The sequence below is a fragment of the Streptomyces cirratus genome, from assembly GCF_014650775.1.
Lineage (GTDB): Bacteria > Actinomycetota > Actinomycetes > Streptomycetales > Streptomycetaceae > Streptomyces > Streptomyces cirratus.
This window is the reverse complement of sequence record NZ_BMVP01000014.1, coordinates 119,192-146,173: the sequence shown is the minus strand read 5'-3', so window position 1 is coordinate 146,173 and position 26,982 is coordinate 119,192. Positions and strand designations below refer to the sequence as shown.

General features: G+C 72.2%; 24 protein-coding genes. 18 read left to right on the top strand and 6 right to left on the bottom strand.

What is annotated here, in order from left to right; translation table 11 throughout:
* Window positions 1–55: 55 nt before the first annotated feature.
* The gene (locus IE207_RS26845; protein WP_190186890.1) at window positions 56–1,039 is read left to right on the top strand and encodes a thiamine-phosphate kinase; all 984 of its coding nucleotides are present in this window, start codon (window positions 56–58) and stop codon (window positions 1,037–1,039) included.
* A complete protein-coding gene (thiD, locus tag IE207_RS26840; protein ID WP_190186889.1) occupies window positions 1,036–1,836 on the top strand; it encodes a bifunctional hydroxymethylpyrimidine kinase/phosphomethylpyrimidine kinase in 801 nt (266 codons plus the stop codon). The genes IE207_RS26845 and thiD overlap by 4 nt, the downstream gene beginning before the upstream one ends.
* Window positions 1,837–2,005: 169 nt before the next feature.
* Here the strand turns inward: thiD and rpmB are convergent, their stop codons facing one another.
* Window positions 2,006–2,191, bottom strand: a complete 186-nt coding sequence (rpmB, locus tag IE207_RS26835; RefSeq protein WP_007266795.1) for a 50S ribosomal protein L28 — start codon at window positions 2,189–2,191, stop codon at window positions 2,006–2,008.
* Window positions 2,192–2,421: 230 nt separating this feature from the next.
* Between rpmB and fakA the strand changes: the two genes are divergently transcribed.
* The 9 genes from fakA (at window position 2,422) to mutM (ending at window position 11,509) form a co-directional block, all read left to right on the top strand.
* A complete protein-coding gene (fakA, locus tag IE207_RS26830; protein WP_190186888.1) occupies window positions 2,422–4,074 on the top strand; it encodes a DAK2 domain-containing protein in 1,653 nt (550 codons plus the stop codon).
* 26 nt (window positions 4,075–4,100) lie between these two features.
* Complete coding sequence (gene recG / locus IE207_RS26825; protein WP_190186887.1) at window positions 4,101–6,299, top strand: ATP-dependent DNA helicase RecG; 2,199 nt, start codon at window positions 4,101–4,103, stop codon at window positions 6,297–6,299.
* A gap of 70 nt (window positions 6,300–6,369) precedes the next feature.
* Complete coding sequence (gene rsmD, locus IE207_RS26820; RefSeq protein WP_190186886.1) at window positions 6,370–6,948, top strand: 16S rRNA (guanine(966)-N(2))-methyltransferase RsmD; 579 nt, start codon at window positions 6,370–6,372, stop codon at window positions 6,946–6,948.
* A 29-nt stretch (window positions 6,949–6,977) separates the two neighbouring features.
* Window positions 6,978–7,457, top strand: a complete 480-nt coding sequence (gene coaD / locus IE207_RS26815; protein WP_190186917.1) for a pantetheine-phosphate adenylyltransferase — start codon at window positions 6,978–6,980, stop codon at window positions 7,455–7,457.
* A 103-nt stretch (window positions 7,458–7,560) separates the two neighbouring features.
* Window positions 7,561–8,607: a DivIVA domain-containing protein gene (locus IE207_RS26810; protein ID WP_190186885.1), complete on the top strand. Its 1,047-nt coding sequence runs from the start codon at window positions 7,561–7,563 to the stop codon at window positions 8,605–8,607.
* A gap of 140 nt (window positions 8,608–8,747) precedes the next feature.
* Entirely contained in the window at window positions 8,748–9,398 is a 651-nt protein-coding gene (locus tag IE207_RS26805; protein ID WP_190186916.1) for a YceD family protein, read from the top strand.
* Between the two features lie 2 nt (window positions 9,399–9,400).
* Window positions 9,401–9,574: a 50S ribosomal protein L32 gene (gene rpmF / locus IE207_RS26800; protein ID WP_003965982.1), complete on the top strand. Its 174-nt coding sequence runs from the start codon at window positions 9,401–9,403 to the stop codon at window positions 9,572–9,574.
* A gap of 19 nt (window positions 9,575–9,593) precedes the next feature.
* The gene (rnc, locus tag IE207_RS26795; protein ID WP_190186884.1) at window positions 9,594–10,454 is read left to right on the top strand and encodes a ribonuclease III; all 861 of its coding nucleotides are present in this window, start codon (window positions 9,594–9,596) and stop codon (window positions 10,452–10,454) included.
* Between the two features lie 185 nt (window positions 10,455–10,639).
* Window positions 10,640–11,509: a bifunctional DNA-formamidopyrimidine glycosylase/DNA-(apurinic or apyrimidinic site) lyase gene (gene mutM / locus IE207_RS26790; protein ID WP_190186883.1), complete on the top strand. Its 870-nt coding sequence runs from the start codon at window positions 10,640–10,642 to the stop codon at window positions 11,507–11,509.
* Here the strand turns inward: mutM and IE207_RS26785 are convergent.
* Complete coding sequence (locus tag IE207_RS26785; RefSeq protein ID WP_190186882.1) at window positions 11,482–11,886, bottom strand: winged helix-turn-helix transcriptional regulator; 405 nt, start codon at window positions 11,884–11,886, stop codon at window positions 11,482–11,484. The genes mutM and IE207_RS26785 overlap by 28 nt on opposite strands.
* Window positions 11,887–12,011: 125 nt before the next feature.
* On the opposite strand from IE207_RS26785, the gene IE207_RS26780 reads away from it, so the two are divergent.
* The gene (locus IE207_RS26780; RefSeq protein WP_190186881.1) at window positions 12,012–12,614 is read left to right on the top strand and encodes a flavodoxin family protein; all 603 of its coding nucleotides are present in this window, start codon (window positions 12,012–12,014) and stop codon (window positions 12,612–12,614) included.
* A gap of 62 nt (window positions 12,615–12,676) precedes the next feature.
* On the opposite strand, the gene IE207_RS26775 is transcribed toward IE207_RS26780, so the two are convergent.
* Window positions 12,677–13,552: a CAP domain-containing protein gene (locus IE207_RS26775; RefSeq protein ID WP_190186880.1), complete on the bottom strand. Its 876-nt coding sequence runs from the start codon at window positions 13,550–13,552 to the stop codon at window positions 12,677–12,679.
* A 129-nt stretch (window positions 13,553–13,681) separates the two neighbouring features.
* On the opposite strand from IE207_RS26775, the gene IE207_RS26770 reads away from it, so the two are divergent.
* The 4 genes from IE207_RS26770 (at window position 13,682) to IE207_RS26755 (ending at window position 20,309) form a co-directional block, all read left to right on the top strand.
* Window positions 13,682–13,963, top strand: coding sequence for an acylphosphatase (locus IE207_RS26770; protein ID WP_190186879.1), 282 nt, complete (start codon window positions 13,682–13,684; stop codon window positions 13,961–13,963).
* Window positions 13,964–14,312: 349 nt separating this feature from the next.
* Window positions 14,313–14,522 (top strand): hypothetical protein, encoded by a 210-nt coding sequence (locus tag IE207_RS26765; protein WP_136213338.1) that lies wholly within the window; start codon window positions 14,313–14,315, stop codon window positions 14,520–14,522.
* Between the two features lie 229 nt (window positions 14,523–14,751).
* The gene (locus IE207_RS26760) at window positions 14,752–18,666 is read left to right on the top strand and encodes an AAA family ATPase (protein ID WP_190186878.1); all 3,915 of its coding nucleotides are present in this window, start codon (window positions 14,752–14,754) and stop codon (window positions 18,664–18,666) included.
* A gap of 209 nt (window positions 18,667–18,875) precedes the next feature.
* Complete coding sequence (locus IE207_RS26755; RefSeq protein WP_190186877.1) at window positions 18,876–20,309, top strand: sugar porter family MFS transporter; 1,434 nt, start codon at window positions 18,876–18,878, stop codon at window positions 20,307–20,309.
* Between the two features lie 48 nt (window positions 20,310–20,357).
* Here the strand turns inward: IE207_RS26755 and IE207_RS26750 are convergent, their stop codons facing one another.
* Together IE207_RS26750 and IE207_RS26745 are read right to left on the bottom strand one after the other, a co-directional pair.
* Complete coding sequence (locus IE207_RS26750) at window positions 20,358–21,344, bottom strand: LLM class flavin-dependent oxidoreductase (protein ID WP_190186876.1); 987 nt, start codon at window positions 21,342–21,344, stop codon at window positions 20,358–20,360.
* A 62-nt stretch (window positions 21,345–21,406) separates the two neighbouring features.
* On the bottom strand, window positions 21,407–22,852 hold the full coding sequence (locus tag IE207_RS26745; RefSeq protein ID WP_190186875.1) for a cytosine permease: 1,446 nt from the start codon (window positions 22,850–22,852) through the stop codon (window positions 21,407–21,409).
* A 136-nt stretch (window positions 22,853–22,988) separates the two neighbouring features.
* Between IE207_RS26745 and ftsY the strand changes: the two genes are divergently transcribed.
* Window positions 22,989–24,212 carry a signal recognition particle-docking protein FtsY gene (gene ftsY, locus IE207_RS26740; RefSeq protein ID WP_190186874.1) on the top strand — a complete coding sequence of 408 codons (1,224 nt, stop codon included), beginning with the start codon at window positions 22,989–22,991 and terminating at the stop codon, window positions 24,210–24,212.
* 96 nt (window positions 24,213–24,308) lie between these two features.
* Here ftsY and IE207_RS26735 read toward each other — a convergent pair whose 3' ends face one another.
* On the bottom strand, window positions 24,309–24,977 hold the full coding sequence (locus IE207_RS26735) for a bifunctional DNA primase/polymerase (RefSeq protein WP_190186873.1): 669 nt from the start codon (window positions 24,975–24,977) through the stop codon (window positions 24,309–24,311).
* A gap of 407 nt (window positions 24,978–25,384) precedes the next feature.
* On the opposite strand from IE207_RS26735, the gene nsdA reads away from it, so the two are divergent.
* Window positions 25,385–26,926 carry a transcriptional repressor NsdA gene (nsdA, locus tag IE207_RS26730; protein WP_190186872.1) on the top strand — a complete coding sequence of 514 codons (1,542 nt, stop codon included), beginning with the start codon at window positions 25,385–25,387 and terminating at the stop codon, window positions 26,924–26,926.
* The last annotated feature ends 56 nt before the right edge of the window (window positions 26,927–26,982 follow it).

Sequence of the window (26,982 nt, the reverse complement as noted above, 5' to 3'; positions counted from 1 at the left end):
CCAGAGCTGTGACGGCTCGCGACCGCAAGCGGACTGGGCAAGAAGGGGCACAGCGATGAAGGGCACTGTGGGCGAGCTGGGGGAGTTCGGGCTCATTCGGGAGCTCACCTCACGGCTCACCACCACCCCGGCGGTCCGGCTCGGACCCGGGGACGACGCCGCGGTGGTGTCGGCCCCCGACCGACGGGTCGTGGCGAGTACGGACATCCTGCTGGAAGGCCGGCACTTCCGGCGCGACTGGTCCACGGCCTACGACGTCGGCCGAAAGGCCGCCGCCCAGAACCTCGCCGACATCGCCGCCATGGGCGCGGTGCCGACCGCGCTCCTGCTCGGCCTCGTCGTCCCGGCGGAACTGCCGGTGACCTGGCCCACCGAGCTGATGGACGGCATCCGCGACGAGTGCCAGGTCGCCGGCGCGGCCGTGGTCGGAGGCGACGTCGTGCGCGGCGACACCATCACCGTCGCCATCACCGCCCTGGGCGACCTGCGCAACCACGAACCGGTGCTGCGCTCCGGCGCCCGCCCCGGCGACGTGGTGGCCGTCACCGGCTGGCTCGGCTGGTCCGCGGCCGGCTTCGCGGTGCTCTCGCGCGGCTTCCGCTCCCCGCGGGCCTTCGTGGAGGCCCACCGGCGCCCCGAGCCGCCCTACCACGCGGGCCCCGCCGCCGCCGGCCTCGGCGCCACCGCCATGACCGACGTCAGTGACGGCCTGGTCGCCGACCTCGGTCACATCGCCGAGGCCAGCAAGGTACGGATCGACCTGCGCTCCGCGGCCGTCGACATCCCGAGCCAGATGTACGACATCGGCCAGGCGGTCGGCGTGGACCCGCTCCAGTGGGTCCTCACCGGAGGTGAGGACCACGCGATCGTGGCGACCTTCCCGCCCGACGTGAAACTGCCCGCCCGCTGGAAGGTGATCGGCGAGGTGCAGAACCGCTCCGCGCTGCCCCAGGTGACCGTCGACGGCGCCCCCTGGACCAGCACCGGCGGGTGGGACCACTTCGGCGCCGACCCGGCCGACGAGGAACCCCCGCGGTGAACCGCCCGCCGCTGTGCCTGACCGTCGCCGGATCCGACTCCGGCGGCGGCGCCGGCATCCAGGCCGACCTCAAGACGATGCTGGCGCTCGGTGTGCACGGGATGAGCGTCCTCACCGCCGTGACCGCGCAGAACTCGCTGGGCGTGCACGGGGTCTGGGAGCTGCCCGCCGAAGCCGTCAGGGCCCAGTACCGGGCCGTGGTGGACGACATCGGGGTGCAGGCCGTCAAGACCGGGATGCTGTCCTCGGCGGTCCTCGTGGAGACGGTGGCCGAACTCCTCGCCGGCACCGCGGCCCCGGTGGTCGTGGACCCCGTCGGCGTCTCCAAGCACGGCGACGCGCTGCTCGCCGCCTCGGCGCTGGACGCCGTACGCGGGGAACTGCTGCCCCGGGCCACGGTGGCGACGCCGAACCTCGACGAGGTGACGCAGCTCACCGGCGTCGTCGTGGAGAGCGAGGACGACATGCGCCGGGCCGCCGACGCGGTCCTCGGCTACGGCCCGCGCTGGGCCCTGATCAAGGGCGGCCACCTGACGGCGCACGGCGACGAAGCCGTGGACCTGGTGACCGACGGCGCCGAGGAACACTGGCTGCGCGCCCCCCGGTACGACAACCGGCACACCCACGGCACCGGCTGCACCCTCGCCAGTGCCGTCGCGGCGGGCCTCGCACAAGGCCTGGAGGTGCCCGCGGCCGTCAAGGCGGCCAAGGAGTACGTCACCGGTGCCATCGCGGCCGGCTTCGCGCTCGGTGCGGGCATCGGCCCCGTTGACCACGCCTGGCGCCGGCGGGCCTGAGCCCTGCCCACCCCGTCGGGCCCGCCACCGGTCCGGACGGCCGGGCAACGACGTGTGGGGCCGGTGGACCCACCGGCCCCACACGCGCGGGAAAGGCAAAAGGCCGGTCCACTGGGTGGACCGGCCTTCTTGGCAACCGGAAAGGGCTGCGCTACGACGACGGAAGGCGTCAGCGCGAGACCTTGCCGGCCTTGATGCACGAGGTGCAGGCGTTGAGGCGCTTCGGCGTCCCATTGACCACGGCACGGACGCGCTGGATGTTCGGGTTCCAGCGACGCGAGGTGCGGCGGTGCGAGTGGGAGATGTTGTTGCCGAAGCTCGGCCCCTTGGCGCAAACGTCGCAGTTGGCAGCCACAGGTCACTCCAAAGACTTCAGATGCACTTACAGTGAATCCGGCGCACCGGAATCAGAGATCCGAAGTGGTTTGCCGGGGGAAATGGCCCGACTCTCATCGGGCAACCGGAGCAGCATACAACGACTGCGCCCGTCCAAGAAAACTACCATGGGCTCCACCGGCCCCGCCCCGGGCGGCCGGCCTTCGTTACCCTGCGGTGAACCCTGGCCCGCACAAGGAGGAACGCCCGGTGCCGCACGAGCCTGCGCCGCAGTCCGCCGACGAGCTCGACGCCGAAGCGGTGCGCACCTGGAGTTCGCTGGCCCTGGCCGCCCTGGACCGGGCCCGCGAGGACATCGACGCCATCAACGTCTACCCCGTCGCCGACGCCGACACCGGCACGAACCTCTACCTCACCGCCGAGTCCGCCGACCGCGAGCTGGCCGCCGCCTTCGAGGACGTGACGCGGACCACGGCCGCCCCCTCCCTCCCCGAAGCCGTACGGGCCTTCGCACACGGAGCCCTCATAGGCGCCCGGGGCAACTCCGGCACCATCCTCGCCCAGCTGCTGCGCGGGGTGGCCGACGTACTGGGCGCGGAACCGGACCGGCGGGCACAGGCGCCGGGCCCGATGCTCGCGCAGGCGCTGGCCCGGGCGGCCGAGGAGGCGTACCAGGCCGTCGCGCACCCCGTGGAGGGGACGATGCTCACCGTCGCCACCGCCGCGGCGCGGGCGGCCGGCGCCGCCGCCGGGACCGCCGCCGACGTGGCCCGCGCCGCCTACGACGGGGCCCGCGCCGCCCTCGCCGAGACCCCGGGGCAGCTGGCCGCGCTGGGCCGGGCCGGGGTGGTCGACGCCGGGGGCTGCGGGGTGGTCGCCGTACTCGGGGCACTGTGGCAGGCCCTGTCCGGCCAAGAGCCCGCCCCGGAACCCGTACGCGGCCGGGCCGTGCCCGTACCGCAGCCGCCGCAGCCCTGCGAGGCGCAGGACCTGGGCGGGCCCGCGTACGAGGTGATCTACCTGCTGGAGGCCACCGAAGTCGCCGTGGCCACCCTGCGGGCCCGGCTGGACGGGCTCGGCGACTCGCTGGTGGTGGTCGGCGGCGAGGGGCTCTGGAACGTCCACGTCCACGTCGACGACCCCGGGGCGGCCGTGGAGGCCGGGGTGGTCGCCGGGCGGCCCTACCGCATCCGCATCACCCACTTCGGCGACGAGCGGCGCCGCGCGCGGACCGAGCGGGTCCAGCGGGCCGTGGTCGCCGTCGTCCCGGGCGAGGGACTGGCCGGCCTGTGCGGGGACGCGGGCGCGACCACCGTCCTCGCCCGGCCCGGGGAGGCACCGGCGGCCGCCGGACTGGCCGACGCGATCCGGCTGGCCCATGCCCGCGAGGTGGTCGTGCTGCCCAACGACAGCGAGTGGCGCGCGGCGGCTTCCGCGGCCGCCGAGGAGGCCCGCGCCGACGGCGTACGCGTGGCCGTGATCCCCACCCGCTCGGCGGTCCAGGGCCTGGCCGCGCTCGCCGTGCACGACCAGGACGCCACCTTCGACGAGGACGTGGTGGCCATGACGGCCGCCGCGGGCGCCACCCGCTACGGGGAACTGGCCGTCGCCGAACGGCAGTCCTTCACCTCCGTCGGCATCTGCCAGGCCGGGGACGTGCTCGGCCTCATCGACGGCGACGTCGCCGTCATCGGATCGGGCCTGCCTGAGACCGCGGAGGCCGTCCTGGCGCGGATGCTCGGCTCCGGCGGGGAACTCGTCACCCTCGTCCTCGGACCGGAGGTCCCCGATGCCCTCGCGGCGCGCCTGGAGGCGTACGTCCAGCACGGGCACCTGGCGGTCGACACCGTCACCTACCGCGGCGGCCGGTACTCGGCGCCGCTGCTCATCGGGGTCGAATAGCCGCGTTGTCGGAGCCATGGTGTGCAATGGAACACGTGCCCGCGCTCGACGAAGACCTCAAGAAGACGCTCGGCCCCGCCACCGCGAAGGTGCTGGCCGAGCAGCTCGGCCTGCACACGGCCCTGGACCTCCTCCACCACTACCCGCGGCGGTACGCGGAGCGGGGAGAGCTGACGCCCCTCGCCGACCTCGCCGACCAGATCGACGAGCACGTGACGGTCGTCGCGCAGGTCGCCGACGCGAGGCTCCTGACCTACCAGGGCAGCCGGGGCGGCGGGAAACGCCTGGAAGTCACCATCACCGACGGCAGCGGCCGGCTCCAGCTCGTCTTCTTCGGCGCGGGCGTCCACAAACCGCACAAGGACCTGCTGCCCGGCAGCCGCGCCATGTTCGCGGGCAAGGTCGGCATGTTCAACCGCAAGCTCCAGCTCTCCCACCCCGCCTACGAGCCGCTCGGCGCCGACGCCTCCGACCGGGACGCGGCCACCGCCTTCGCCAACCAGCTCATCCCGATCTATCCGGCCTGCGCCAAACTGGAGTCCTGGAAGATCGCCAAGTGCGTGGACGCCGTCCTGCCCAGGGCCCAGGAGACCGTGGACCCGCTCCCCGCGGCGCTGCGCGAGGGGCGCGGCCTGGTCCCGCTCCCCGAAGCGCTGCTCAAGATCCACCGGCCGGGAACCAAGGCCGACATCGAGGACGCCCGGCAGCGCCTCAAGTGGGACGAGGCCTTCGTGCTCCAAGTCGCCCTGGCCCGCCGCCGGCACGCCGACTCCCAGCTGCCGGCCGTTGCCCGCCGCCCCAGCCCCGGCGGCCTGCTCGACTCCTTCGACGCGAAGCTGCCCTTCACCCTCACCGAGGGCCAGCAGAGCGTCTCCAAGGAGATCTTCGACGACCTCGCCACCGAACACCCCATGCACCGCCTCCTCCAGGGCGAGGTCGGCTCCGGCAAGACGATGGTCGCGCTGCGGGCCATGCTCGCCGTCGTCGACTCCGGCGGGCAGGCCGCGATGCTCGCGCCCACCGAGGTGCTCGCCCAGCAGCACCACCGCTCCATCACCGAGATGATGGGCGAGCTCGCCGAGGGCGGCATGCTCGGCGGCAGCGACCAGGGCACCAAAGTGGTGCTGCTGACCGGCTCCATGGGAATGCCCGCCCGGCGGCAGGCACTCCTCGACCTGGTCACCGGCGAAGCCGGCATCGTCATCGGCACCCACGCCCTGATCGAGGACAAGGTGCGCTTCCACGACCTCGGCCTCGTCGTGGTCGACGAACAGCACCGCTTCGGGGTGGAACAGCGCGACGCCCTGCGCTCGAAGGGCAAGCAGCCGCCCCACCTGCTCGTCATGACCGCCACCCCCATCCCGCGCACCGTCGCCATGACCGTCTTCGGCGACCTGGAGACCTCCGTCCTCGACCAGCTGCCCGCCGGCCGCTCCCCGATCGCCACGCACGTGGTCCCCGCCAAGGACAAACCGCACTTCCTCGCCCGGGCCTGGGAGCGGGTCCGCGAGGAGGTCGAGAACGGCCACCAGGCCTACGTCGTCTGCCCCCGCATCGGCGACGAGGCGGACGACCCGAAGAAGAAGTCCGCCGAGGACGAGAGCGAGAAGCGGCCTCCGCTGGCCGTCCTGGAGATCGCCGAACAGCTGGTCAAGGGCCCGCTCGCCGGGCTGTCGGTCGAGGTGCTGCACGGGCGGATGGACCCCGCCGACAAGGACGACGTGATGCGCCGCTTCGCCGCCGGCGAGGTCAAGGTGCTCGTCGCCACCACCGTCATCGAGGTCGGGGTGAACGTCCCGAACTCCACCGTGATGGTGATCATGGATGCCGACCGGTTCGGCGTCTCCCAGCTCCACCAGCTGCGCGGCCGCGTCGGCCGCGGCTCCGCCCCCGGACTGTGCCTCCTGGTCAGCGAGATGCACGAGGCCAGCCCCGCCCGGGCCCGCCTCGCAGCCGTCGCCGCCACCCTCGACGGATTCGAACTGTCCCGGATCGACCTGGAGCAGCGCCGCGAGGGCGACGTGCTCGGCCAGGCCCAGTCGGGCGTGCGCTCCTCGCTGCGGATGCTCGCGGTCATCGAGGACGAGGAGGTCATCGCCCAGGCCCGCGAGGAAGCCACCCGCGTGGTCGCCGAGGACCCCGAGCTGACCGGCCTGCCGGGCCTGCGCACCGCGCTGGACGCCCTGCTGGACACCGAGCGCGAGCAGTACCTGGAGAAGGGCTGACCGGTACGACATATCGTTGGAGCGCACAAGCATCCCCGCACTCCCCTTCCTCCCCACCCCAAGGACCCAGATGACGCGCGTGATCGCCGGCAGCGCCGGCGGGCGACGGCTGGCCGTGCCCCCCGGCACCGGAACCCGCCCGACCTCGGACCGGATGCGCGAAGGGCTCTTCTCCACCTGGGAATCCCTGCACGGCGTGGAAGGGTCCCGCGTACTTGACCTGTACGCCGGCTCCGGCGCGGTCGGCCTGGAGGCGCTCTCGCGCGGAGCCGGCCACGCACTGCTGGTCGAGCCCGACGCGAAGGCCGCCAAGGCGATCCGCGACAACATCAAGGCGGTCGGTCTGCCGGGCGCGGACTTCCGGGCCGGGAAGGCGGAGCAGATCGTCGCGGCGCCCCCCCAGGGGGAGTCCTACGACATCGTGTTCCTCGACCCCCCGTACGCCGTCGGGCACGATGATCTCCGGGAGATCCTGCTCACACTCCGGTCCAATGGCTGGCTCACGGACGACGCACTGGTCACCGTGGAACGCAGCACCAGGAGCGGCGCCTTCCCGTGGCCCGACGGGTTCGAGCCGCTCCGGTCGCGGAAGTACGGCGAAGGAACCCTTTGGTACGGTCGCGCCGCCTTCACCAGCGAAGAGTCATGATGCCCGCACCGGAGAGCGAGGGACTTCACTTGCGCCGCGCCGTTTGTCCCGGGTCGTTCGACCCCATCACCAACGGACACCTCGACATCATCGGCAGGGCCTCCCGGCTCTACGACGTCGTCCACGTCGCCGTGATGATCAACCAGTCCAAGAAGGGGCTGTTCACCGTCGAGGAGCGGATCGAGCTGATCCGCGAGGCGACGGCCGACTACGGCAACGTCCAGGTCGAGTCCTTCCACGGACTGCTCGTCGACTTCTGCAAGCAGCGGGACATCCCGGCGATCGTCAAGGGTCTGCGCGCCGTCAGCGACTTCGACTACGAGCTGCAGATGGCCCAGATGAACATGGGGCTGTCGGGCGTCGAAACGCTGTTCGTGCCCACCAACCCCACCTACAGCTTCCTGTCGTCCTCCCTGGTCAAGGAGGTCGCGGCGTGGGGCGGCGACGTCGCCCACCTGCTGCCCGCGCACGTACACGCGGCGCTCCTGGCACGACTCGCCGAACGCTGACCGCGGGGCGTTCCCCCAGCCGGTCCCGCGCGCCCGCCCGGCGGCCTTAAAGTCGTCCCGTCCGACTCGGGAACCGCCCGAGGCCGAGAGAGTGCGAGCCCCCATGGACGTGCAGAAGAAGCTCGACGAGATCGTCGCGGCCGTCAGCGGCGCCCGGTCCATGCCCATGTCGGCCTCCTGCGTGATCAACCGCGCGGAGCTGCTCGCCGAGCTGGAAGAGGTCCGCAAGGCGCTCCCCGGCTCGCTCGCCCAGGCACAGGAGCTGATCGGCGGCCGGGACCAGATGGTCGAGGAGGCCCGCCGGGAGGCGGACCGCATCATCGAGTCCGCGCACGCCGAGCGCGGTTCGCTGATCTCCGGCACCGAGATCGCGCGGCGGGCGCAGGCCGAGGCCGACCGGATCCTCGCGGACGCCCGCCGGGAGGCCGGGGAGATCCGGGCCGAGGCGGACGACTACGTCGACAGCAAGCTCGCGAACTTCGAGGTCGTCCTCAGCAAGACCATCGGCTCCGTGGACCGCGGCCGCGAGAAGCTGCTGGGCCGCGGACCGGGGCTGGACGAGCACGGGTACCCCGAAACGGACGCCCCCGAGCGCAGCAGTGACCCGCAGACGCAGCGCGAGCAGGCGGACGCGTACGTGGACGCCAAGCTGGCGACCTTCGAGGCGGTGCTCTCCAAGACCCTGGAGGCCGTCGGCCGGGGCCGCCAGAAGCTGCTGGGCCGGGTCCCGACGGACGACCTGGGCGCGCACATGGCCGCCCAGGACGCTGCGGACGCCTCGCAGTCCCGCTCGGCGAGCGACGCGGACTTCCTGGCGGGCCTCGCCGAACCGGTACCCGCACCCGCCGCGGCTCCGGTCCCCGCCCAGACCCGTCAGGAACCGGCCTACGACGCGTACGGCGGCTATGCCTACGAAGGCCAGCAGCAGCCGCAGCAGGACCCGTACTCCGGCTACCAGGACCAGTACGGCTACCAGCAGCAGGTCCAGCAGCCGGACCCGTACGGGATGCCCTACCAGCAGCAGCCCGATCCCTACGCGGCGTACCACCAGCCCCAGGCCGCCCAGCAGCCCGCGCTCGACGAGACCAGCCTCTTCGACACGAGCATGATCGACCTGGACCAGCTGCGGCAGTACGAGCAGGGGCGTTAGGCCGGATTGGGCGCTGGGCGCGGCGCCGGGTATCCTGGCTGTTCGGTCGCGCGTATGCACCGCGATCCATGCTGCCCTCAAGTGCCCCACTTGTGGCGCAGTCCTCGATCTTCAGCGATCTGTGAAAGCAGGAACCGGCCCTGAACACCCGCCTCGACCACCGCAACCCCCTCGTGTTCGACACGCACGAGCTGGGTCGGCGTCCTGGTGCCATGCAGCGGCTGTCCCGCGAGATCGCGGCGCCGGCGGACCTCGGTCTCGCCGACGTCATCGGAGTGCCGGAAGGCGCCCCGTTGAAGCTCAACCTCCGAATGGAGTCGGTCATGGAAGGGGTGCTTGTCACAGGCACCGCTCGTGGCCGGGCCGTGGGGGAGTGCGTAAGGTGTCTGGAGACCGTCGAGCGCGAGCTCAAGGCGGACTTCCAGGAGATGTTCTCGTACCCTGACGCCGACGACCGGACCCGCTCCAAGGCGGAGCCGGCCGACGACGCCGAGGACGACGAGGACACGCTCCACCTTGAGGACGGCTTGTTCGACCTCGAACCCGTGCTGCGTGACGTGGTGGTGCTCGCACTGCCGCTGCAGCCGGTGTGCCGGGAGGACTGTCTCGGACTGTGCCCCGAATGCGGGCTCAATCTGAACGAGGACCCGGACCACCACCATGACGCCGTCGACATCCGTTGGGCGGCTCTGCAGGAACTCGTCGTGACCGATCAGGACGACGAGAAGGACAACATGAGCGGCACTGCATCTGACGGAGTTCAGAGCGCCGCCGAGAAGCAGGAGAAGTAGCCGTGGCTGTTCCGAAGCGGAAGATGTCGCGCAGCAACACGCGCCACCGCCGGTCGCAGTGGAAGGCTGCGGTCCCCACCCTGGTTTCGTGCGAGCGTTGCCAGGAGCCGAAGCTCCAGCACATTGCGTGCCCGAGCTGCGGCACCTACAACAAGCGCCAGGTCCTCGAGGTCTGAGCGGCTGGTGAGAGGCGCAATGTCTGAGCTGTCCAACGCTGAGAAGCAGGCAGACAGTAACAACGCGGCCTCGTCCCACGTGCTTCTGGAAGGGCGGCTCGGGTACCAACTCGAGTCCGCCCTTCTGGTGCGTGCACTGACCCACCGCTCGTACGCGTACGAGAACGGCGGTCTGCCCACCAACGAGCGCCTGGAGTTCCTCGGGGACTCCGTGCTCGGCCTGGTGGTCACGGACACGCTGTACACGACCCACCCCGACCTGCCGGAAGGCCAGCTGGCCAAACTGCGGGCCGCGGTGGTCAACTCGCGCGCACTGGCGGAGGTCGGGCGCGGCCTCGACCTCGGCTCCTTCATCCGGCTCGGCCGGGGCGAAGAGGGCACGGGCGGCCGGGACAAGGCCTCCATCCTCGCCGACACGCTTGAAGCGGTGATCGGCGCGGTCTACCTCGACAAGGGCCTCGACGCGGCCTCGGAGCTGGTTCACCGGCTCTTCGACCCGCTCATCGAGAAGTCCTCCAACCTCGGGGCCGGCCTGGACTGGAAGACCAGTCTCCAGGAGCTCACGGCGGCCGAAGGCCTTGGTGTACCGGAGTACCTGGTCACCGAGACCGGACCGGACCACGAGAAGACCTTCACAGCTGCCGCTCGCGTCGGTGGTGTCTCGTACGGCACCGGCACCGGCCGCAGCAAGAAGGAAGCGGAACAGCAGGCGGCGGAGTCCGCGTGGCGCGGGATCCGTACCGCGGCGGACGAGCGGATCGCGGCGCAGGCCGCGGCCGCCGCCGCTCCGGCGGCGGTCCCGGCCACGGCCGGGCCCGACGACGCCACGGCCGTGGACGGCGGGGCGCCGACGCCCGCCGGTCCGGCGACGGGCGCCTGACGCTTCCTTCGGGAACCACCGCCCGCCCCTGCCTCGCAGGGGCGGGCGTCCTGTTTTGCCGGCTCCTCGGGGAGGCGGCCCGCCCTTGTCACGGGCTCGTCCGCCGGTGGCCCGGGGGAGTCGCGGCGGGGCAGGCCGGTAGGCTCGCGAGTGAGCCGCAAAAACGTACCCGTCGGAGGAACACCGTGCCCGAGCTGCCCGAAGTCGAAGTGGTGCGGCGGGGGTTGGAGCGCTGGGTGGCCGGGCGGACGGTCGCCGCCGTGGAGGTCCTGCACCCCCGGGCGGTTCGCCGTCATCCCGGCGGCGGGGCCGATTTCGTCGCCCGGCTGACCGGCCAGACCTTCGGGGTGGCGATGCGGCGCGGCAAGTACCTGTGGCTGCCCCTGGAGGGCCGGGACCTGTCGGTGCTCGGGCACCTGGGCATGAGCGGGCAGCTGCTGGTGCAGCCGACCGAAGCGCCCGACGAGAAGCACCTGCGGATCCGGGTGCGCTTCACCGACGACGCCGGGACCGAGCTGCGCTTCGTCGACCAGCGCACCTTCGGCGGCCTCTCGCTGCACGAGACCGCCCCCGAGAGCCCCGAGGGGCTGCCCGACGTCATCGCGCACATCGCGCGCGACCCGCTGGACCCCCTCTTCGACGAGCCCTCCTACCACCTCGCCCTGCGCGCCAAGCGGACCACCCTCAAGCGGGCGCTGCTGGACCAGTCCCTGATCAGCGGGGTCGGCAACATCTACGCGGACGAGGCGCTCTGGCGCGCGCGGCTGCACTACGAGCGCCCCACCGCCACGCTCACGCGCCCCCGCAGCGCGGAACTCCTGACGCACGTCCGGGAGGTCATGAACGCCGCCCTCCAGGTCGGCGGGACCAGTTTCGACAGTCTCTACGTCAACGTGAACGGGGAGTCCGGCTACTTCGACCGCTCGCTCGATGCGTACGGGCGCGAGGACGAGCCCTGCCGGCGCTGCGGTACGCCCATGCGGCGCCGGCCGTGGATGAACCGGTCGAGCTACTTCTGCCCGCGCTGTCAGCGGCCGCCGCGGCTGCCGTCGTAGGACTCCCGGGCGGCGAGGACCTCGGGCATGCTGCCCTCCACGAAGTGGATCAGCGACAGCAGCCGGTCGGCGACCTCCCGGCCCAGCGGCGTCAGCTCGTAGTCCACGCGGGGCGGGTTGGTCGGCTGGGCGTCACGGCTGACGATGCCGTCGCGCTCCAGTGCGTGCAGGGTCTGCGAGAGCATCTTCTCGCTCACGCCGTCGACCCGGCGGCGCAGCTCGTTGAACCGGCACGGGCCTTCGCGCAGGGCGCTCACGGTGAGGCTGCCCCAGCGGCCCGTGACGTGCTCCAGGGTTTCCCGTGAAGGGCACGTGCGCGCGTACACGTCGAACGGGAGGTCCGTGTACGTCGTCTCGGGACAGAGGGGTTTCTCCATGACACCAGCGTACCCCTCCACAGCGCTAACCATGCGCTTGCGCTTTCCAAAAGTTAGTGCTTCTCTTGGGTTCGTCGCCGCCACTCACCGCGGGGGCGCCCCGAGCACTTCTTAGGAGAACCGCCATGTCCGCCCTTGCCCACGCCCCCGTCGTCTCCGTCGCCTACCACTCCGGATACGGACACACCGCGGTCCTCGCCGAGGCCGTCCGGGCCGGTGCCGCCGAGGCCGGAGCCACGGTCCACCTGATCAAGGTCGACGAGATCGACGACGCGCAGTGGGCGCTCCTCGACGCCTCCGACGCGATCGTCTTCGGCTCGCCGACCTACATGGGCACCGCCTCGGGCGCCTTCCACACCTTCGCCGAGGCCACCTCGAAGCGCTGGTTCGGCGATGTCTGGCAGGACAAGGTCGCCGCCGGCTTCACCAACTCCGGCTCCAAGAACGGCGACAAGTCCGGCACGCTGGGCTTCTTCCAGACCCTCGCCGCGCAGCACGCCATGAGCTGGGTCAACCTCGGTCTCAAGCCGGGCTGGAACACCAGCACCGCCTCCGAGCACGACCTCAACCGGCTCGGCTTCTCGGCCGGTGCGGCCGCCCAGACCCACACCGACCACGGGGTGGAGGACGTCCACAAGGCCGACATAGCCACCGCCGAACACCTCGGCCGCCGCGTCGCGCAGCACGCCCGCGTCATCGTGGCCGGCCGCGCCGCCCTGGCCGCCTGAGCCCGGTCAGGTCAGCGACAGGGGCAGGGACAGGGGGGTTCCTGCCGGACGCGGGGCCTCGGCTAGAAGCCGAAGTCCTGCGTCCACCACGGGCCGCCGGCGCCGAAGTAGACGCCGACGCCCAGGGTGCGGAACTCGCAGTTGAGGATGTTCGCCTTGTGGCCCGGGCTGTTCATCCAGGCGTTCATCACCGAAGCCGCGTCACCCTGGCCCCGGGCTATGTTCTCGCCGCCGAGGCCGGAGATGCCGGCGGCCTGGGCCCGGTCCCAGGGGGTGTGCCCGTCGGGGTCGGTGTGGTCGAAGAAGCCCCTGACCGCCATGTCCTTGCTGAACGCCGTCGCGAGGGAGGCGAGCGGGGGGTTCGCCCGGACCGCGCCGCAGCCCGCCTGGGCGCGCGCCTGGTTGACCAGGGTGAGGACGGCCGCCTCCTCGGAGGAGTGGCTGTCACCCGTCGCGGGAGCCGGGACGGCAAGCTTGGGCGCGGCCGGCTTGGGCGCTGCCGGCTTGGGGGCGGCGGGCTTGGGAGCCGCGGGCTTCGGGGCGGCGGTGGTCTTCACCGGCTCCGGAGCCTTGGTGGACGCCGAGGGCGTGGGCGTGGGCGACGGGGAGGCGGAGGCCGAGGGGGAAGGCGAAGCGGACGGGGTGGGGGAGGCGCTGCTCGCTGCGGGGGAGGGCACGGCCCGGCCCGGAAGCCCGGTGAGGCCGCCCTGCTGCTGGAGGGAGCTGCCGGCGTCCGGCGTCGGCGACGCCTTGGCCTCTGTCTTGGAGCCGGAGTCCGTACCCACGTAGGGGAAGGAGTCGCCCACCGGTACGAGACCGGTGGTCACGGCCGCCGTGCCGAGGGCGACGGCCACGGAGACGCCCAGCAGACCGTTGCGCACGACGGTGCGGCGCTTGCCGCCGGCGGGCGGTGCGGCGTGGAGTCGGTGGCGTCCCATCCGGCTGGCCTTCCTCACAAGATCATCCCTAACTCCCCCAAATGGGTGAGTTCATTGGTGCGCGACTGTACGCCATGGGCCCAGGGGGGTGATGTGCCTGGAAAGTGATCGTCCGGTTAGCGTTCACGCATGAACGAAGACGTCCGGCTGACCGCCTGGGTGCGCGGCCGAGTACAGGGAGTGGGCTTCCGCTGGTTCACCAGGGCCAATGCGCTGGAGATCGGAGGCGTCGTCGGCTTCGCGCTGAACCTGGACGACGGCCGAGTACAGGTGGTGGCCGAGGGTCAACGTGAGAATTGCCACCGGCTGCTGGACTGGCTGCGCTCGGGCGACACGCCCGGGAGGGTGGACGGAGTAACAGAGATCTGGGGCACACCGCGCGGTGGCTACGACGGGTTCGCCATCCGGTGACCGATCAGCCGATCATGGGCTGATCGCATCCGCGGGCGGTCCGCACCGCCTCGGAACTGCGAATTCCTCGCGGAGGCGTTGCCGCGCCCGGTGAAACGTGGAAGGCTCGGAGATGAGGATGATCTCCGCGCCCCGTGCGAGGCCCGGGCTGCCCGCCGATACAGGGCGTGATCGTGTTGACCGTCAAACTTTTTGGTGAGACGCTGGAAGCCCCGCGCACCTGAGCTGTTCGGCAGCGCTGACAGTAGCAAGCGCAGTGACTGACAGTTGCTGCCGGACCGCCGCGGGTGCGATTCCCTCACGACCCACACCGCTTCGGTCGGTCACTCAGTGTGGAGGACCATCCATCATGGCAAAGGCGCTTCTCGGTTACGTCGGCGGTTCTGACCCGCGACTCCTCGCCGAGATGCGACGGCTTCAGCAGCGCGTCCAGGACCTCGAGTCCGAACTCGGACGGATCCAGTCCGAAAACGACGCACTGAATGCGGCCGCCGCTCAGCACGGAGACACGTTGCTGGACACCCTCGACGTATCCCAGGCGGAGCCTGCGCTCACCTGATCCGCGCTCTCGCGTCGACGCTCGACTCCAGCCAGCACGATCTGCAAGGGACGCTTCGGCGTCCCTTCTTCCTTTCCGCCGCCTCCTCGCCCCTTCTCTGCGCCTTCGCCTCCGGTGACCTGTGCGCCGATCGGGGGCATTGGGCCAGATGGGGGCCGTTTCCTTTAGCGTCTGATCTGCCCGGGACCTTCAAGGGCGAAACCGAACGCGAAAGGTAGAGTCCGGCGGCGTGCACCTCAAGTCCCTGACCCTGCGTGGCTTCAAATCCTTCGCCTCCGCCACCACCCTGCGGTTCGAACCCGGGATCACCTGCGTCGTGGGCCCGAACGGTTCGGGTAAGTCCAACGTGGTGGACGCGCTGTCCTGGGTCATGGGGGAACAGGGAGCCAAATCCCTGCGCGGCGGGAAGATGGAGGACGTCATCTTCGCCGGCACGACGGGCCGCCCGCCGCTCGGCCGCGCCGAGGTGTCCCTCACGATCGACAACTCCGACGGCGCCCTGCCCATCGAGTACGCCGAGGTCACCCTCACCCGGATCATGTTCCGCGGCGGCAGCAGCGAGTACCAGATCAACGGGGACACCTGCCGCCTGCTCGACATCCAGGAGCTGCTCTCCGACTCCGGCATCGGCCGCGAGATGCACGTCATCGTCGGACAGGGCCAGCTGGACTCCGTCCTGCACGCCGACCCGATGGGCCGCCGCGCCTTCATCGAGGAGGCGGCCGGGGTGTTGAAGCACCGCAAGCGGAAGGAAAAGGCGCTGCGGAAGCTGGACGCGATGCAGGCCAACCTCGCGCGCGTGCAGGACCTCGGCGACGAGCTGCGCCGCCAGTTGAAGCCGCTCGGGCGGCAGGCGGCGGTGGCCCGCCGGGCTGCGGTGATCCAGGCCGACCTGCGGGACGCGCGGCTGAGGCTGCTCGCCGACGACCTGGTCACGCTGCGGGGGGCGCTGGAAGCGGAGATCGCCGACGAGGCGGCGCTCAAGGAGCGCAAGGAGTCGGCGGAGCGGGAACTCGCGGGCGCGGTGCGGCGCGAGGCCGAGCTGGAGGAAGCGGTGCGGGACCTCGCGCCGCGTCTGCAGCGGGCGCAGCAGACCTGGTACGAGCTGTCCCAGCTCGCCGAGCGGGTACGGGGGACGGCGTCGCTGGCCGAGGCGCGGGTCAAGTCGGCCTCGGCGCCGCCCGAGGAGGAACGGCGCGGGCGCGATCCCGAGGAGCTGGAACGGGAGGCCGAGCGGATCCGCGAGCAGGAGGCGGAGCTGACGGCGGCGCTGGAGGCGGCCTCGCGGGCGCTGGAGGACACCGTCGAGCACCGGGCGGAGCTGGAGCGGGCACTGGCGGAGGAGGAACGGCGGCTGCGGGACGCGGCGCGGGCCATCGCCGACCGGCGCGAGGGCCTGGCCCGGCTGACGGGGCGGCTGGGCGCCGCGCGGTCGCGGGCGGGTGCGGCGCAGGCGGAGATCGACCGGTTGATCGCGGCGCGGGACGAGGCGCGGAGCCGGGCGGAGGCCGCGCAGGCCGAGTACGAGGCGCTGGCGGAGGAGGTCGGGGGCGGGGACGAGCCGTCGGCGCAGGCGGAGTACGAGGCTGCGCGGGCCGGGCTGGAGCAGGCAGAGGCGACGCTGGCCGGGGCGCGCGAGGCGCTGACCAGCGCGGAGCGCTCGCGCGCGGCGGTATCGGCGCGGCGGGACGCGCTGGCGCTGGGTCTGCGGCGCAAGGACGGCACGGGGGCGCTGCTGGCGGCGCGGCTGGGCGGGCTGCTGGGGCCGGCAGCCGAACGGGTGCGGGTGGCGCCGGGGTACGAAGTCGCGGTCGCGGCGGCGCTGGGCGCGGCGGCCGACGCGCTGGCGGTCGCCTCCCCGGCCGAGGCGGCCGACGCCCTGCGCCACCTCCGCGACGCCGACGCCGGCCGCGCCACCCTCCTCATCACCCCCCGCCCCCCTGCGACCGTCCCACCCCAGTCGGCCACTCCCGCCGCCACCCCGAACGGAGCCACCCCCTGCGGAACTTCCGCGCAGCGCGGGCCGCAGGGTGGCGGCCGGGGCAGCGCCGAGGGCGTGACCCCGGCCGCGTTCGGGCCGCAGCGCAGCACCGGAGAGGACGTCCCCGGTGGGTTCCCGGGCGGAGCCGGCCCCAAGCCCGGCCCCGGCGGCCCCCGGACGGAGCCCGGCGGGCAGGCCGGCAGCGCGGACAGCGCCCCCGGTGGGCCCTCGGGCGGCGCCGCTTCCCCGGCCGGCGCCGCGGCGCGGGGCGGGAGCGCGGGCAACGGTCCCGGCCGGGCCGAGGCCTTCGGCGGGGGTCCTGCGCAGGTTGCGTGCGGTGCCGCCGCGGTGGGGGCCGGCCCGGGGTTGCCCGCCGTGGAGCTGGTGGACGGGGACGCCGCGGTGATGGGGGCCGTGCGGTGGGTGTTGCGGGGGTACGTCGTCGTCGGGACCCTGGCGCAGGCCGAGGCGGTGGTGGCCGAGCACCCCGACCTCGTCGCCGTGACCGCCGACGGGGACGTGCTCGGGGCCCACATCGCCCACGGCGGCTCCGCCGGGGCGCCCAGCCTCCTCGAAGTGCAGGCCGCCGTGGACGAGGCCGACGCCGAAATCACCCGTCTGGACGCCGCGTGCGCGGAATTCGCCGCCGCCCAGGCCGCCGCCCAGGACCGGCGCCGTGCCGCGGCAGCCCTCGTGGAGGAGCTGGCCGAGCGGCGCCGGGCCGGGGAGCAGGCCAGGGCCCAGGTCGCGCAGCAGCTCGGCCGGCTGGCCGGGCAGGCCAAGGGCGCCGCGGGCGAGGCCGAGCGCAGCGCCGCGGCCGCGGCCCGGGCGCAGGACGCGCTGGACCAGGCCCGCCTGGAGGTCGAGGAGTGCGCCGAGCGGCTCGCGATCGCCGAGGAGACGCCGGTGGAGGAGGAGCCCGACACCTCCGCCCGGGACCGGCTCGCCGCCGACGGAGCCAACGCCCGGCAGACCGAGATGGAGGCCCGGCTCCAGCTCAGGACCCACGAGGAGAGGGTCAAGGGCCTGGCCGGCCGTGCCGACTCGCTCGACCGCGCCGCCCGCGCCGAGCGCGAGGCCCGGACCCGAGCGGAGCACCGCCGCCGGCGCCTGCGCCACGAGGCCGAGGTCGGCCGGGGGGTGGCCGACGGGGCCCGGCAGCTGCTCGCGCACCTGGAGGTGTCGATCGGCCGGGCCGAGCGGGAGCGTTCCCTCGCCGAGCAGGCCAAGGGCTTGCGGGAGCAGGAGCTCGCCGACGCCCGCGCCCGGGGCCGCGACCTCAAGGGGGAGCTGGACAAGCTCACCGACTCCGTGCACCGGGGCGAGGTGCTCGGCGCCGAGAAGCGGATGCGGATCGAGCAGGTGGAGGGCCGGGCCCTGGAGGAGTTCGGGGTCGAGGCGGCCGGACTGGTCGCCGAATACGGGCCGGACCAGCCCGTCCCGCCGTCGCCGCCCGCCGAAGGGGAGGAGCTCCCCGAGGACCCGGAGCACCCCCGCAACCGACCCGGCCCCTTCGACCGCGCCCGCCAGGAGAAGCGCCTCAGGGCGGCCGAGCGCGCGTACCAGCAGCTCGGGAAGGTGAACCCGCTCGCGCTGGAGGAGTTCGCGGCCCTGGAGGAGCGGCACAAGTTCCTCAGCGAGCAGCTGGAGGACCTCCGTAAGACTCGGGCCGACCTCCTTCAAGTCGTGAAGGAGGTCGACAAGCGGGTGGAGCAGGTCTTCACCGAGGCGTACCAGGACACGGCCCGGGAGTTCGAGGGTGTCTTCGCGCGTTTGTTCCCGGGAGGGGAGGGCAGGCTCGTCCTCACCGATCCGGACGACATGCTGTCCACCGGGGTGGATGTGGAGGCCCGGCCGCCGGGCAAGAAGGTCAAGCGGCTCTCCCTGCTCTCCGGCGGGGAGCGTTCACTCACGGCCGTAGCCCTGCTGGTCTCCATCTTCAAGGCCCGGCCCAGCCCGTTCTACGTGATGGACGAAGTGGAGGCAGCCCTTGACGACACCAACCTGCAGCGGCTCATCCGCATCATGGCGGAGCTCCAGGAGAGCTCTCAGCTGATCGTCATCACGCACCAGAAGCGGACGATGGAGATCGCGGACGCCCTCTACGGCGTCTCGATGCAGGGCGACGGCGTTTCGAAGGTCATCAGTCAGCGCCTGCGCTGACCAGCACCCCGAACCCGACCACTGTGCATTCAAGAAGTGAAGTTCAGTTCTCTCTGAGGTAACTCCACCGAGGTATTGACTTCACATACTGAACACATAAGCTCTGCTCCGCTGCCTTTTCCCTTCGGGTGGTGCAGGTCTCCCACCTGTGCGCCACTGGAAGAAACCACCCCCACCCGCCACCGCAGCCGGGCACGCAGGAGCAGACCTTGACCAGCAGCACAGAGCAGGCGTCGGCCTCGGGCGGCGGACGCGCGCCCCACCCCGACCACCTCGGGCACGTCATCTTCATCACCGCGGCCGCGGCCATGGGCGGCTTCCTCTTCGGATACGACAGCTCGGTCATCAACGGCGCCGTCGTCGCGATCCGGGACCGCTTCGACGTCGGCTCCGGGACCCTCGCGCAAGTGATCGCGGCAGCCCTGATCGGCTGCGCGATCGGCGCCGCCACCGCCGGCCGCATCGCCGACCGGATCGGCCGTATCCGCTGCATGCAGATCGCCGCCGCCCTGTTCACCGTGAGCGCCATCGGCTCGGCCCTGCCGTTCGCCCTCTGGGACCTCGCCATGTGGCGCGTCATCGGCGGCTTCGGGATCGGCATGGCCTCGGTCATCGGCCCCGCCTACATCGCCGAGGTCTCCCCGGCCGCCTACCGCGGCCGGCTGGCCTCCTTCCAGCAGGCGGCCATCGTCACCGGCATCGCCGTCTCGCAGCTCGTCAACTGGGGCATCCTGAACCTGGCGAACGGCGACCAGCGCGGCGAGATCGGGGGCCTGGAGGCCTGGCAGTGGATGCTGGGCGTCATGGTCGTCCCCGCCGTGCTCTACGGGCTGATGTCCTTCGTCATCCCGGAGTCCCCGCGCTTCCTGATCTCGGTCGGCCGTACCGACGAGGCCAAGAAGGTGCTGGGGGAGGTCGAGGGTTCGGGCGTCGACCTCGACGCGCGGGCCGCCGAGATCGAGCACGCGATGCGCTCCGAGCACAAGTCCACCTTCCGGGACCTGCTCGGCGGCCGCTTCGGCTTCCTGCCCATCGTCTGGATCGGCATCGGCCTCTCCGTCTTCCAGCAGCTCGTCGGCATCAACGTGATCTTCTACTACAGCTCCGCGCTGTGGCAGTCCGTCGGTATCGACCCCACCAGCTCGTTCCTCTACTCCTTCACCACCTCGATGATCAACATCATCGGCACGGTGATCGCGATGATCTTCGTGGACCGGCTCGGCCGCAAGCCGCTCGCCCTGATCGGCTCCGTGGGCATGGCGATCTCCCTCGGTGTCGCCGCGTGGGCGTTCTCCTTCAAGGAGGGCACCGGGGACAACATCACCATGCCCGACACCCAGGGCACGGTGGCGCTGGTCGCCGCGCACTCGTTCGTCCTCTTCTTCGCCCTGTCGTGGGGCGTGGTGGTCTGGGTGCTGCTCGGAGAGATGTTCCCCAACCGCATCCGCGCCGCCGCGCTCGGTGTCGCCGCCTCCGCCCAGTGGATCGCCAACTGGCTCATCACCGTCACGTTCCCGTCGCTGGCCGACTGGAGCCTGTCCGGGGCGTACGTCATCTACGCGGTCTTCGCCGCGCTCTCGATCCCGTTCATCCTCAAGTGGGTGCCGGAGACCAAGGGCAAGGCGTTGGAGGAGATGGGGTAACCATCCCCGCCACCACCCCCTCTCCTCTCACACAGGTACTGCCCCGGCTCATCCCTTGAGCCGGGGCAGTACCTGTTCGCACAGCAGTTGCAGGCTGCGCCAGCCCTCGTCGACGGGCATCCCGCCGCACAGCGGGTGCAGCACCAGGTTCCCCGCCTCACCCGCGCCGCGGGCGTACGCCACCGCCTGCTCCGGGGTCAGCACCCGGTACACGCCTTCCTCGCGCAGCTCCGCCACCGAGCGCGCCGCCGAGCGCACCGCGCTGCGGATGTCCTCGGACTGCCAGGACGCGTACGTCGCCGCCTCGTGCAGGAAGCACTCGCCGTGCTCGGCCCAGACGCGGTCCGGGTCCTGCGCGATGTGCAGCAGCGGGGTCTCGGCGGCGGGCATCATGCAAAAGCCCTCCGTGCCGTACTCCACCAGCTTCGCCCGGTAGTACGCCTCCAGCTCCGGGAGGTGCGCGCTCGGGAAGAACGGCAGGCCCAGCCGGGCCGCGCGCCGGGCCGCCGCCTCGGAGCTGCCGCCGACCAGCAGCAGCGGGTGCGGCTGCGTGAACGGCCGCGGGGTGACCCGTACCGTGCGGCCGCGGAAGGTGAAGGGCTCGCCGGTCCACGCCTTGAGCAGGGTCTCCAGTAGCTCGTCCTGGAGCTTGCCGCGCCGGCCCCACTCCACCCCGTGCTGCTCGTACTCCTGCGGCCGGTAGCCGATGCCCGCGACGGTCACCAGCCGGCCGCCGCCCAGCAGGTCGAGGACGGCGATGTCCTCCGCCACCTTCAGCGGGTCGTGGAGCGGCCCGATGATCGCCGAGACGGTGACGGCGATCCGGCGCGTGGCCCCGAACACGGCGCCGGCGAAGGCGAAGGGCGAGGGCAGCCAGTTGTTGCCGGTGCCGTGGTGCTCCTCGGTCTGGATGGTGTCGACCCCGCGGTCGTCCGCGTACCGGGCCATCTCCAGCGCGGTGCGGTAGCGGGCGCGCAGGCTCTCCGGAGTGCCGTTCGGGTCGACCAGATTGAACCGGGCCACGGTGACGGGCATGGCGGAGTCCCCCTTCGCCGGGTGGGATGCGCGGGCGAAGGGGGACGTTAGCTGACGTAGCGTCAGTTGGACAGGGTTCCGGCGAGCGCCGGCTCCTTCGCCCCGGCCGCGTCTTCGAGCGGCGCGGTGCGCGGCAGTACGGCGTACAGCGCGCCGGAGGTGAGGATGCCGACCACCCAGCCGAGCCCGTTGCGCCCGGCCCAGGTGTCGCAGAACGGTCCGGCGAACCAGTCCACCTTCGTGAACAGCAGGCCCACCACCAGCGCCACGCCCCAGGCCGTCATGGCCTGCCAGGCGAAACCGCCCCGGTACCAGTAGGCGCTGCCCGGCGTCGTGTCCAGCAGCGCGGGGCCGTCGTAGGTCTTGCGCCGGAGCATGTCCACGCCGAAGACGCCGATCCACGCGGAGAAGGCCACGGCCAGCAGGGTCAGGAAGGAGATGAACGAGCCGAAGAAGCTCTTCGCGACCACCATCAGCAGGAAGCCGAACACCAGGCTGATGACGGCGTTGACGCTGACGGCCCAGGCACGCGGCACCTTGATGCCGAGGGTCTGCGCGGTGAACCCGGCCGAGTACATGGACATCGAGTTGATCAGCAGCATGCCGACGAGGGCGATGAGCAGGTACGGGACCGCCAGCCAGACCGGCAGCAGCTCACCGATGAAGGAGACCGGGTCCGCGGCGCTGGCCAGGTCGGGGGTGCCGACCGCCATCACCGCGCCCATCAGCACCATGGGCAGGACGACGATCCCCGCGCCGCCGATCGTCGCGCCGACCATGCCCTTGGCGGAGGCGGTGCGCGGCAGGTAGCGGGTGAAGTCCGGGCCGGACGGGACCCAGCTGATGCCGCCGGCCGCGATCGTGCCGATGCCCGCGATCATCATCGCGGTGGAGCCGGCCGGCTTGTCGAAGACGGCGGCCCACTCGGTCGTGAGGACCAGGTAGCCGAGCACGAGCACGCTGAACGCCCCGAAGAGGTACGTCGACCACTTCGAGCAGACCCGCAGCGCGTTGATGCCGAGCCCCGAGACCACGAACGTGCAGCTGACGAAGAACAGCAGCGTGACGACGATCAGCGGGGTGTTCGCCCGCACACCGAAGAGCAGGTCGAGGACGGTCAGGACGGCGTAGGCACCGCTCACCGCGTTGATGGTCTCCCAGCCCCAGCGGGCCACCCAGATCAGCGCGCCGGGGAAGAGGTTGCCGCGCTGCCCGAAAACGGCCCGCGAGAGCGCCATGCCGGGGGCGCCGCCGCGCTTGCCCGCGATCGAGATCAGCCCGACCATCCCGTACGAGACGACGGGCGCGGCGAGCGCCACGACGAGCACCTGCCAGATGTTCAGCTTGTTGAAGATCACCAGCCCCGCGCCCATGGTCAGCAGCAGCACGCTGATGTTGGCGGCGACCCAGGTGGGGACGAGTTCGCGGACGCGGCCGGCGCGCTCGCTGTCGGGGACGGGCTCCAGTCCGCGGGTCTCGACCGCGGACTCTGCGGGCTCGGCAGGCATGCACTACTCCGGGGGACGTGGGGGGAGTCGTACATCATGGTATTTACACACGGAAAAGCACAAATTGAGGATTCGCCCGCCGGCCACAGCTCCTGCTCACGGGCCCCGGGACACCTCACGCCATACTGAGTGGGTTATGGAAATCCTCATTCTCGCTGTAGTCATCGCCCTGGTCGCGGTCGGCGCGATCAGCGGGCTCGTGGTCAGCAGCCGCAAGAAGAAGCAGCTGCCGCCCACGGCGCCGCCGAGCACGCCGACCATCACTGCCCCGCCCGCCGAACCGCAGGTGGGGGAGGACGCCGCACCGACGGCGCAAGAGCCGCGCCGCACGATCGAGGAGGTCGAGCTCCCCGACGCGCAGACCGCCGTCGAATCGCCGGTCGCCGTCGAGGACCCCGTGGTCGGGCTCGCGCCCGCCCCCGAGATCGAGGTGCCCGAGCCCACCGCCGGCCGCCTGGTCCGGCTGCGCGCACGGCTCGCCCGTTCGCAGAACTCGCTCGGCAAGGGGCTGCTCACGCTGCTCTCCCGCGAGCACCTCGACGAGGACACCTGGGAGGAGATCGAGGAGACCCTCCTCATCGCCGACGTCGGCGTCGTACCGACCCAGGAACTGGTGGACCGGCTCCGCGAGCGGGTCCGGGTGCTCGGCACCCGCACCCCCGCCGAACTGCGCAGCCTGTTGAAGGAGGAGCTGCTGACCCTGGTCGGCACCGACTTCGACCGTGCGGTGAGGACCGAGAGCGGCGTCGACACCCCCGGCGTCGTGATGGTCGTCGGAGTCAACGGCACCGGCAAGACCACCACGACCGGCAAGCTGGCCCGGGTGCTGGTCGCCGACGGCCGCAGCGTCGTGCTCGGCGCGGCCGACACCTTCCGCGCCGCCGCGGCCGACCAGCTGCAGACCTGGGGCGACCGGGTCGGCGCGCGCACCATCCGCGGCCCCGAGGGCGGCGACCCCGCCTCGATCGCCTACGACGCGGTCAAGGAGGGCATCGCCGAAGGCGCGGACGTCGTCCTCATCGACACCGCCGGCCGGCTGCACACCAAGACCGGGCTCATGGACGAGCTCGGCAAGGTCAAGCGCGTCGTGGAGAAGCACGGCCCGCTGGACGAGGTCCTGCTGGTCCTGGACGCGACCACCGGACAGAACGGCCTGACCCAGGCGCGCGTCTTCGCCGAGGTCGTGGACATCACCGGCATCGTGCTGACCAAGCTCGACGGCACCGCCAAGGGCGGCATCGTCGTCGCCGTCCAGCGCGAGCTGGGCGTCCCGGTCAAGCTGATCGGTCTCGGCGAGGGCCCGGACGACCTGGCGCCCTTCGAGCCGGAAGCGTTCGTCGACGCGCTGATCGGCGACTGAGGGCCCGCGCCCGAGCCGCCGGCGGCCGCCGCCAGTGCCCCCACCAGTGCCCCCGCATCCGGTCCGGACGCGGGGGCACTGGTGCGCGTACGGGGCTCAGCGGCGGAAGCGGTGGCAGATGTACGCGAGCGTCCCCAGCAGCAGCCGGGCCTGCGGCGGCCCGCCCACGCAGTCGAGCGCGGGCGGGCGCAGCCAGAGCGCCGGGCCGAGCCCCGCGTGGTCGGAGGGCGGGGCCGTCAGGAAGGCGCCGGTGCCCAGGGCGCGCAGGTCCAGATCGGCGTCGTCCCAGCCCATCCGGTAGAGCAGCTGCGGCAGCCCGGCCGAGGCGCCCGGCGCCACGAAGAACTGCGCCCGGCCGTCCGGGGTCACGGTGACCGGCCCGAGCGGCAGGCCCATCCGCTCCAGCCGGACCAGCGCGCGCCGCCCGGCCTCCTCGGACACCTCGATGACGTCGAAGACGCGGCCGACGGGGAGCAGGATCGCGGCGCCCGCATATTCGTCCCAGATCTCGGCGACCTCGCCCAGGGTCGCCCCCGCGGGCACGGTGGGGGCGAAGTCCAGCGGGTGCGCCCCCGGCGCGCGGCAATTCGTATGACCGCAGGAGCAGTCGCGGCCGGGTGCCGCGGCGCGGGCACCGGGGACCGCGTCCCAGCCCCACAGCCCGGTGTACTCCGCCACCGCCGTGCACTCCGAGGCCCGTCCGCGCCGCCGCGAGCCGGAACGGAACTCCTTGGTGCTGCGGCTGCCGCCGATCGTGAAGCCCATGCCCATGCCCCCTCCAACGGGTCGGACGCGCCGGTGGTTACGACGCCGGCGAGACCTGCTGTCCGGTCGGGCGGGGGTACGGCTCGCGTCAGGGCGGCCCGGCGCACTCCTCGCCGCGCGCGCCCCGGCCGCACTCCCGTCCAACCGTTCCGTTTCGCCTTCCTGTCAAGTGAATCGCGCCTGGCCGGTGGCGAGTTCATTCGAAGGGGTGGCGAATGGTGGCGTTTCCACGGTCGGCCTCGCCCGAGGGGTGATCGTAGGATTACTTTCGGTGCACGAACCCCAGAGGTGAGCCCATCCGTGGGTATGCCGGTGGCAATCCGTGAAGGATGTGTGAAGTGCCTGGCGGTGGCCGCCGATCCGGCCAGGGTTTGTGGGGAAGAGGCTTAACGGATGGGGGCGTTCCAGTGAGCGGCAACGGCGCAAGCGGAACGAACGGGCAGTCGCCCGCGGCTTCGGAGGCGTCCGCGTCCTCGCCGGCGTCTTCGGAAGCCGTCGTCCGCAACGAACAGCTGACCTCCTGGTTCGTGCGCAGCGGCTGGTCCAAGGGCGAACTCGCCCGCCAGGTCAACCGCCGGGCCCGCCAGATGGGCGCCCACCACATCAGCACCGACACCTCGCGCGTGCGCCGCTGGCTCGACGGGGAACAGCCCCGCGAACCCGTCCCGCGCATCCTGTCCGAGCTGTTCTCCGAACGCTTCGGCTCCGTCGTCGCCATCGAACAGCTCGGTCTGCGCACCGCACACCAGACCCCCTCCGTCTCCGGCGTCGACCTGCCCTGGGCCGGACCGCAGACCGTCGAGCTGCTCAGCGAGTTCTCCCGCAGCGACCTGATGCTGGCCCGCCGCGGCTTCCTCGGGACCTCGCTCGCCCTGTCCGCCGGACCCGCCCTCATCGAGCCCATGCAGCGCTGGCTCGTCCCGGTCCCGGCCGCCGACCCCGGATCCCGCACCGAGGGCGGGCCGGCGGCCCCCGTCGGCGGCTACCGGCCCGCCGGGCTGTCCGATCCGGAACTCGACCTGCTCGAAGCCACCACCGTGATGTTCCGCCAGTGGGACGCCCAGTGCGGCGGCGGACTGCGCCGCAAGGCGGTCGTCGGACAGCTCCACGAGGTCACCGACCTGCTCCAGGAGAGCCACCCGGCGCCCGTCATGAAGCGCCTGTTCAAGGTCGCGGCCGAACTCGCCGAACTGGCCGGCTGGATGAGCTACGACATCGGACTGCACCCGACCGCGCAGAAGTACTTCGTCCTCGCCCTGCACGCCGCCAAGGAGGGCGGCGACAAGCCCCTCGGCTCGTACATCCTCTCCAACATGGGCCGGCAGATGATCCACCTCGGACGCCCCGAGGACGCACTCGAACTCATCCACCTCGCCCAGTACGGAAGCCGCGACTGCGCCGGGCCCCGCACCCAGGCCATGCTGTATGCGATGGAGGCCCGCGCGTACGCCAACATGGGCCAGCCCAGCCGCTGCAAGCGCGCCGTGCGGATGGCCGAGGACACCTTCGGCGACGTCGGCCTCGGCGCCGAGCCCGAGCCCGACTGGATCCGCTTCTTCTCCGAGGCCGAGCTCAACGGCGAGAACTCCCACTCCTACCGGGACCTGGCCTACGTCGCCGGGCGCAGCCCCACCTACGCCTCCCTCGCCGAGCCCGTCATGGAACGGGCCGTCGAGCTGTTCGCCAAGGACCCCGAACACCAGCGCTCGTACGCCCTGAACCTCATCGGCATGGCCACGGTCCACCTCCTCCAGCGGGAGCCCGAGCAGGCGGCCGTCCTCGTCGACCAGGCCCTGGACGTGGCGCGCAAAGTACGGTCCGAACGGGTGAACACCCGTCTGCGCAAGACCGTCGACAGCGCGGCCCGTGAGTACGGCGACGTCGCCGACGTGGTCCGGCTGACCGACCACCTCGCCGCCCGGCTCCCGGAAGCGGCGGAGGCCGTCTGACGGCCCCGGCAGCCGTCCCCACCAAGCCCCGGCCGCGGCGGCCGACCCCCGTGAAG

Bases quoted from the DNA above. Each gene is read 5' to 3' on its own strand.
- IE207_RS26810 (WP_190186885.1), top strand. From the start codon at position 7,561: ATGGACGTGCAGAAGAAGCTCGACGAGATCGTCGCGGCCGTCAGCGGC.
- IE207_RS26775 (WP_190186880.1), bottom strand. From the start codon at position 13,552: ATGGGACGCCACCGACTCCACGCCGCACCGCCCGCCGGCGGCAAGCGC.
- recG (WP_190186887.1), top strand. From the start codon at position 4,101: ATGGAACACGTGCCCGCGCTCGACGAAGACCTCAAGAAGACGCTCGGC.
- IE207_RS26845 (WP_190186890.1), top strand. From the start codon at position 56: ATGAAGGGCACTGTGGGCGAGCTGGGGGAGTTCGGGCTCATTCGGGAG.
- IE207_RS26745 (WP_190186875.1), bottom strand. From the start codon at position 22,852: ATGCCTGCCGAGCCCGCAGAGTCCGCGGTCGAGACCCGCGGACTGGAG.
- IE207_RS26785 (WP_190186882.1), bottom strand. From the start codon at position 11,886: ATGGAGAAACCCCTCTGTCCCGAGACGACGTACACGGACCTCCCGTTC.
- ftsY (WP_190186874.1), top strand. From the start codon at position 22,989: ATGGAAATCCTCATTCTCGCTGTAGTCATCGCCCTGGTCGCGGTCGGC.
- IE207_RS26770 (WP_190186879.1), top strand. From the start codon at position 13,682: ATGAACGAAGACGTCCGGCTGACCGCCTGGGTGCGCGGCCGAGTACAG.
- IE207_RS26750 (WP_190186876.1), bottom strand. From the start codon at position 21,344: ATGCCCGTCACCGTGGCCCGGTTCAATCTGGTCGACCCGAACGGCACT.
- IE207_RS26765 (WP_136213338.1), top strand. From the start codon at position 14,313: ATGGCAAAGGCGCTTCTCGGTTACGTCGGCGGTTCTGACCCGCGACTC.
- IE207_RS26780 (WP_190186881.1), top strand. From the start codon at position 12,012: ATGTCCGCCCTTGCCCACGCCCCCGTCGTCTCCGTCGCCTACCACTCC.
- rsmD (WP_190186886.1), top strand. From the start codon at position 6,370: ATGACGCGCGTGATCGCCGGCAGCGCCGGCGGGCGACGGCTGGCCGTG.
- IE207_RS26735 (WP_190186873.1), bottom strand. From the start codon at position 24,977: ATGGGCTTCACGATCGGCGGCAGCCGCAGCACCAAGGAGTTCCGTTCC.
- rnc (WP_190186884.1), top strand. From the start codon at position 9,594: ATGTCTGAGCTGTCCAACGCTGAGAAGCAGGCAGACAGTAACAACGCG.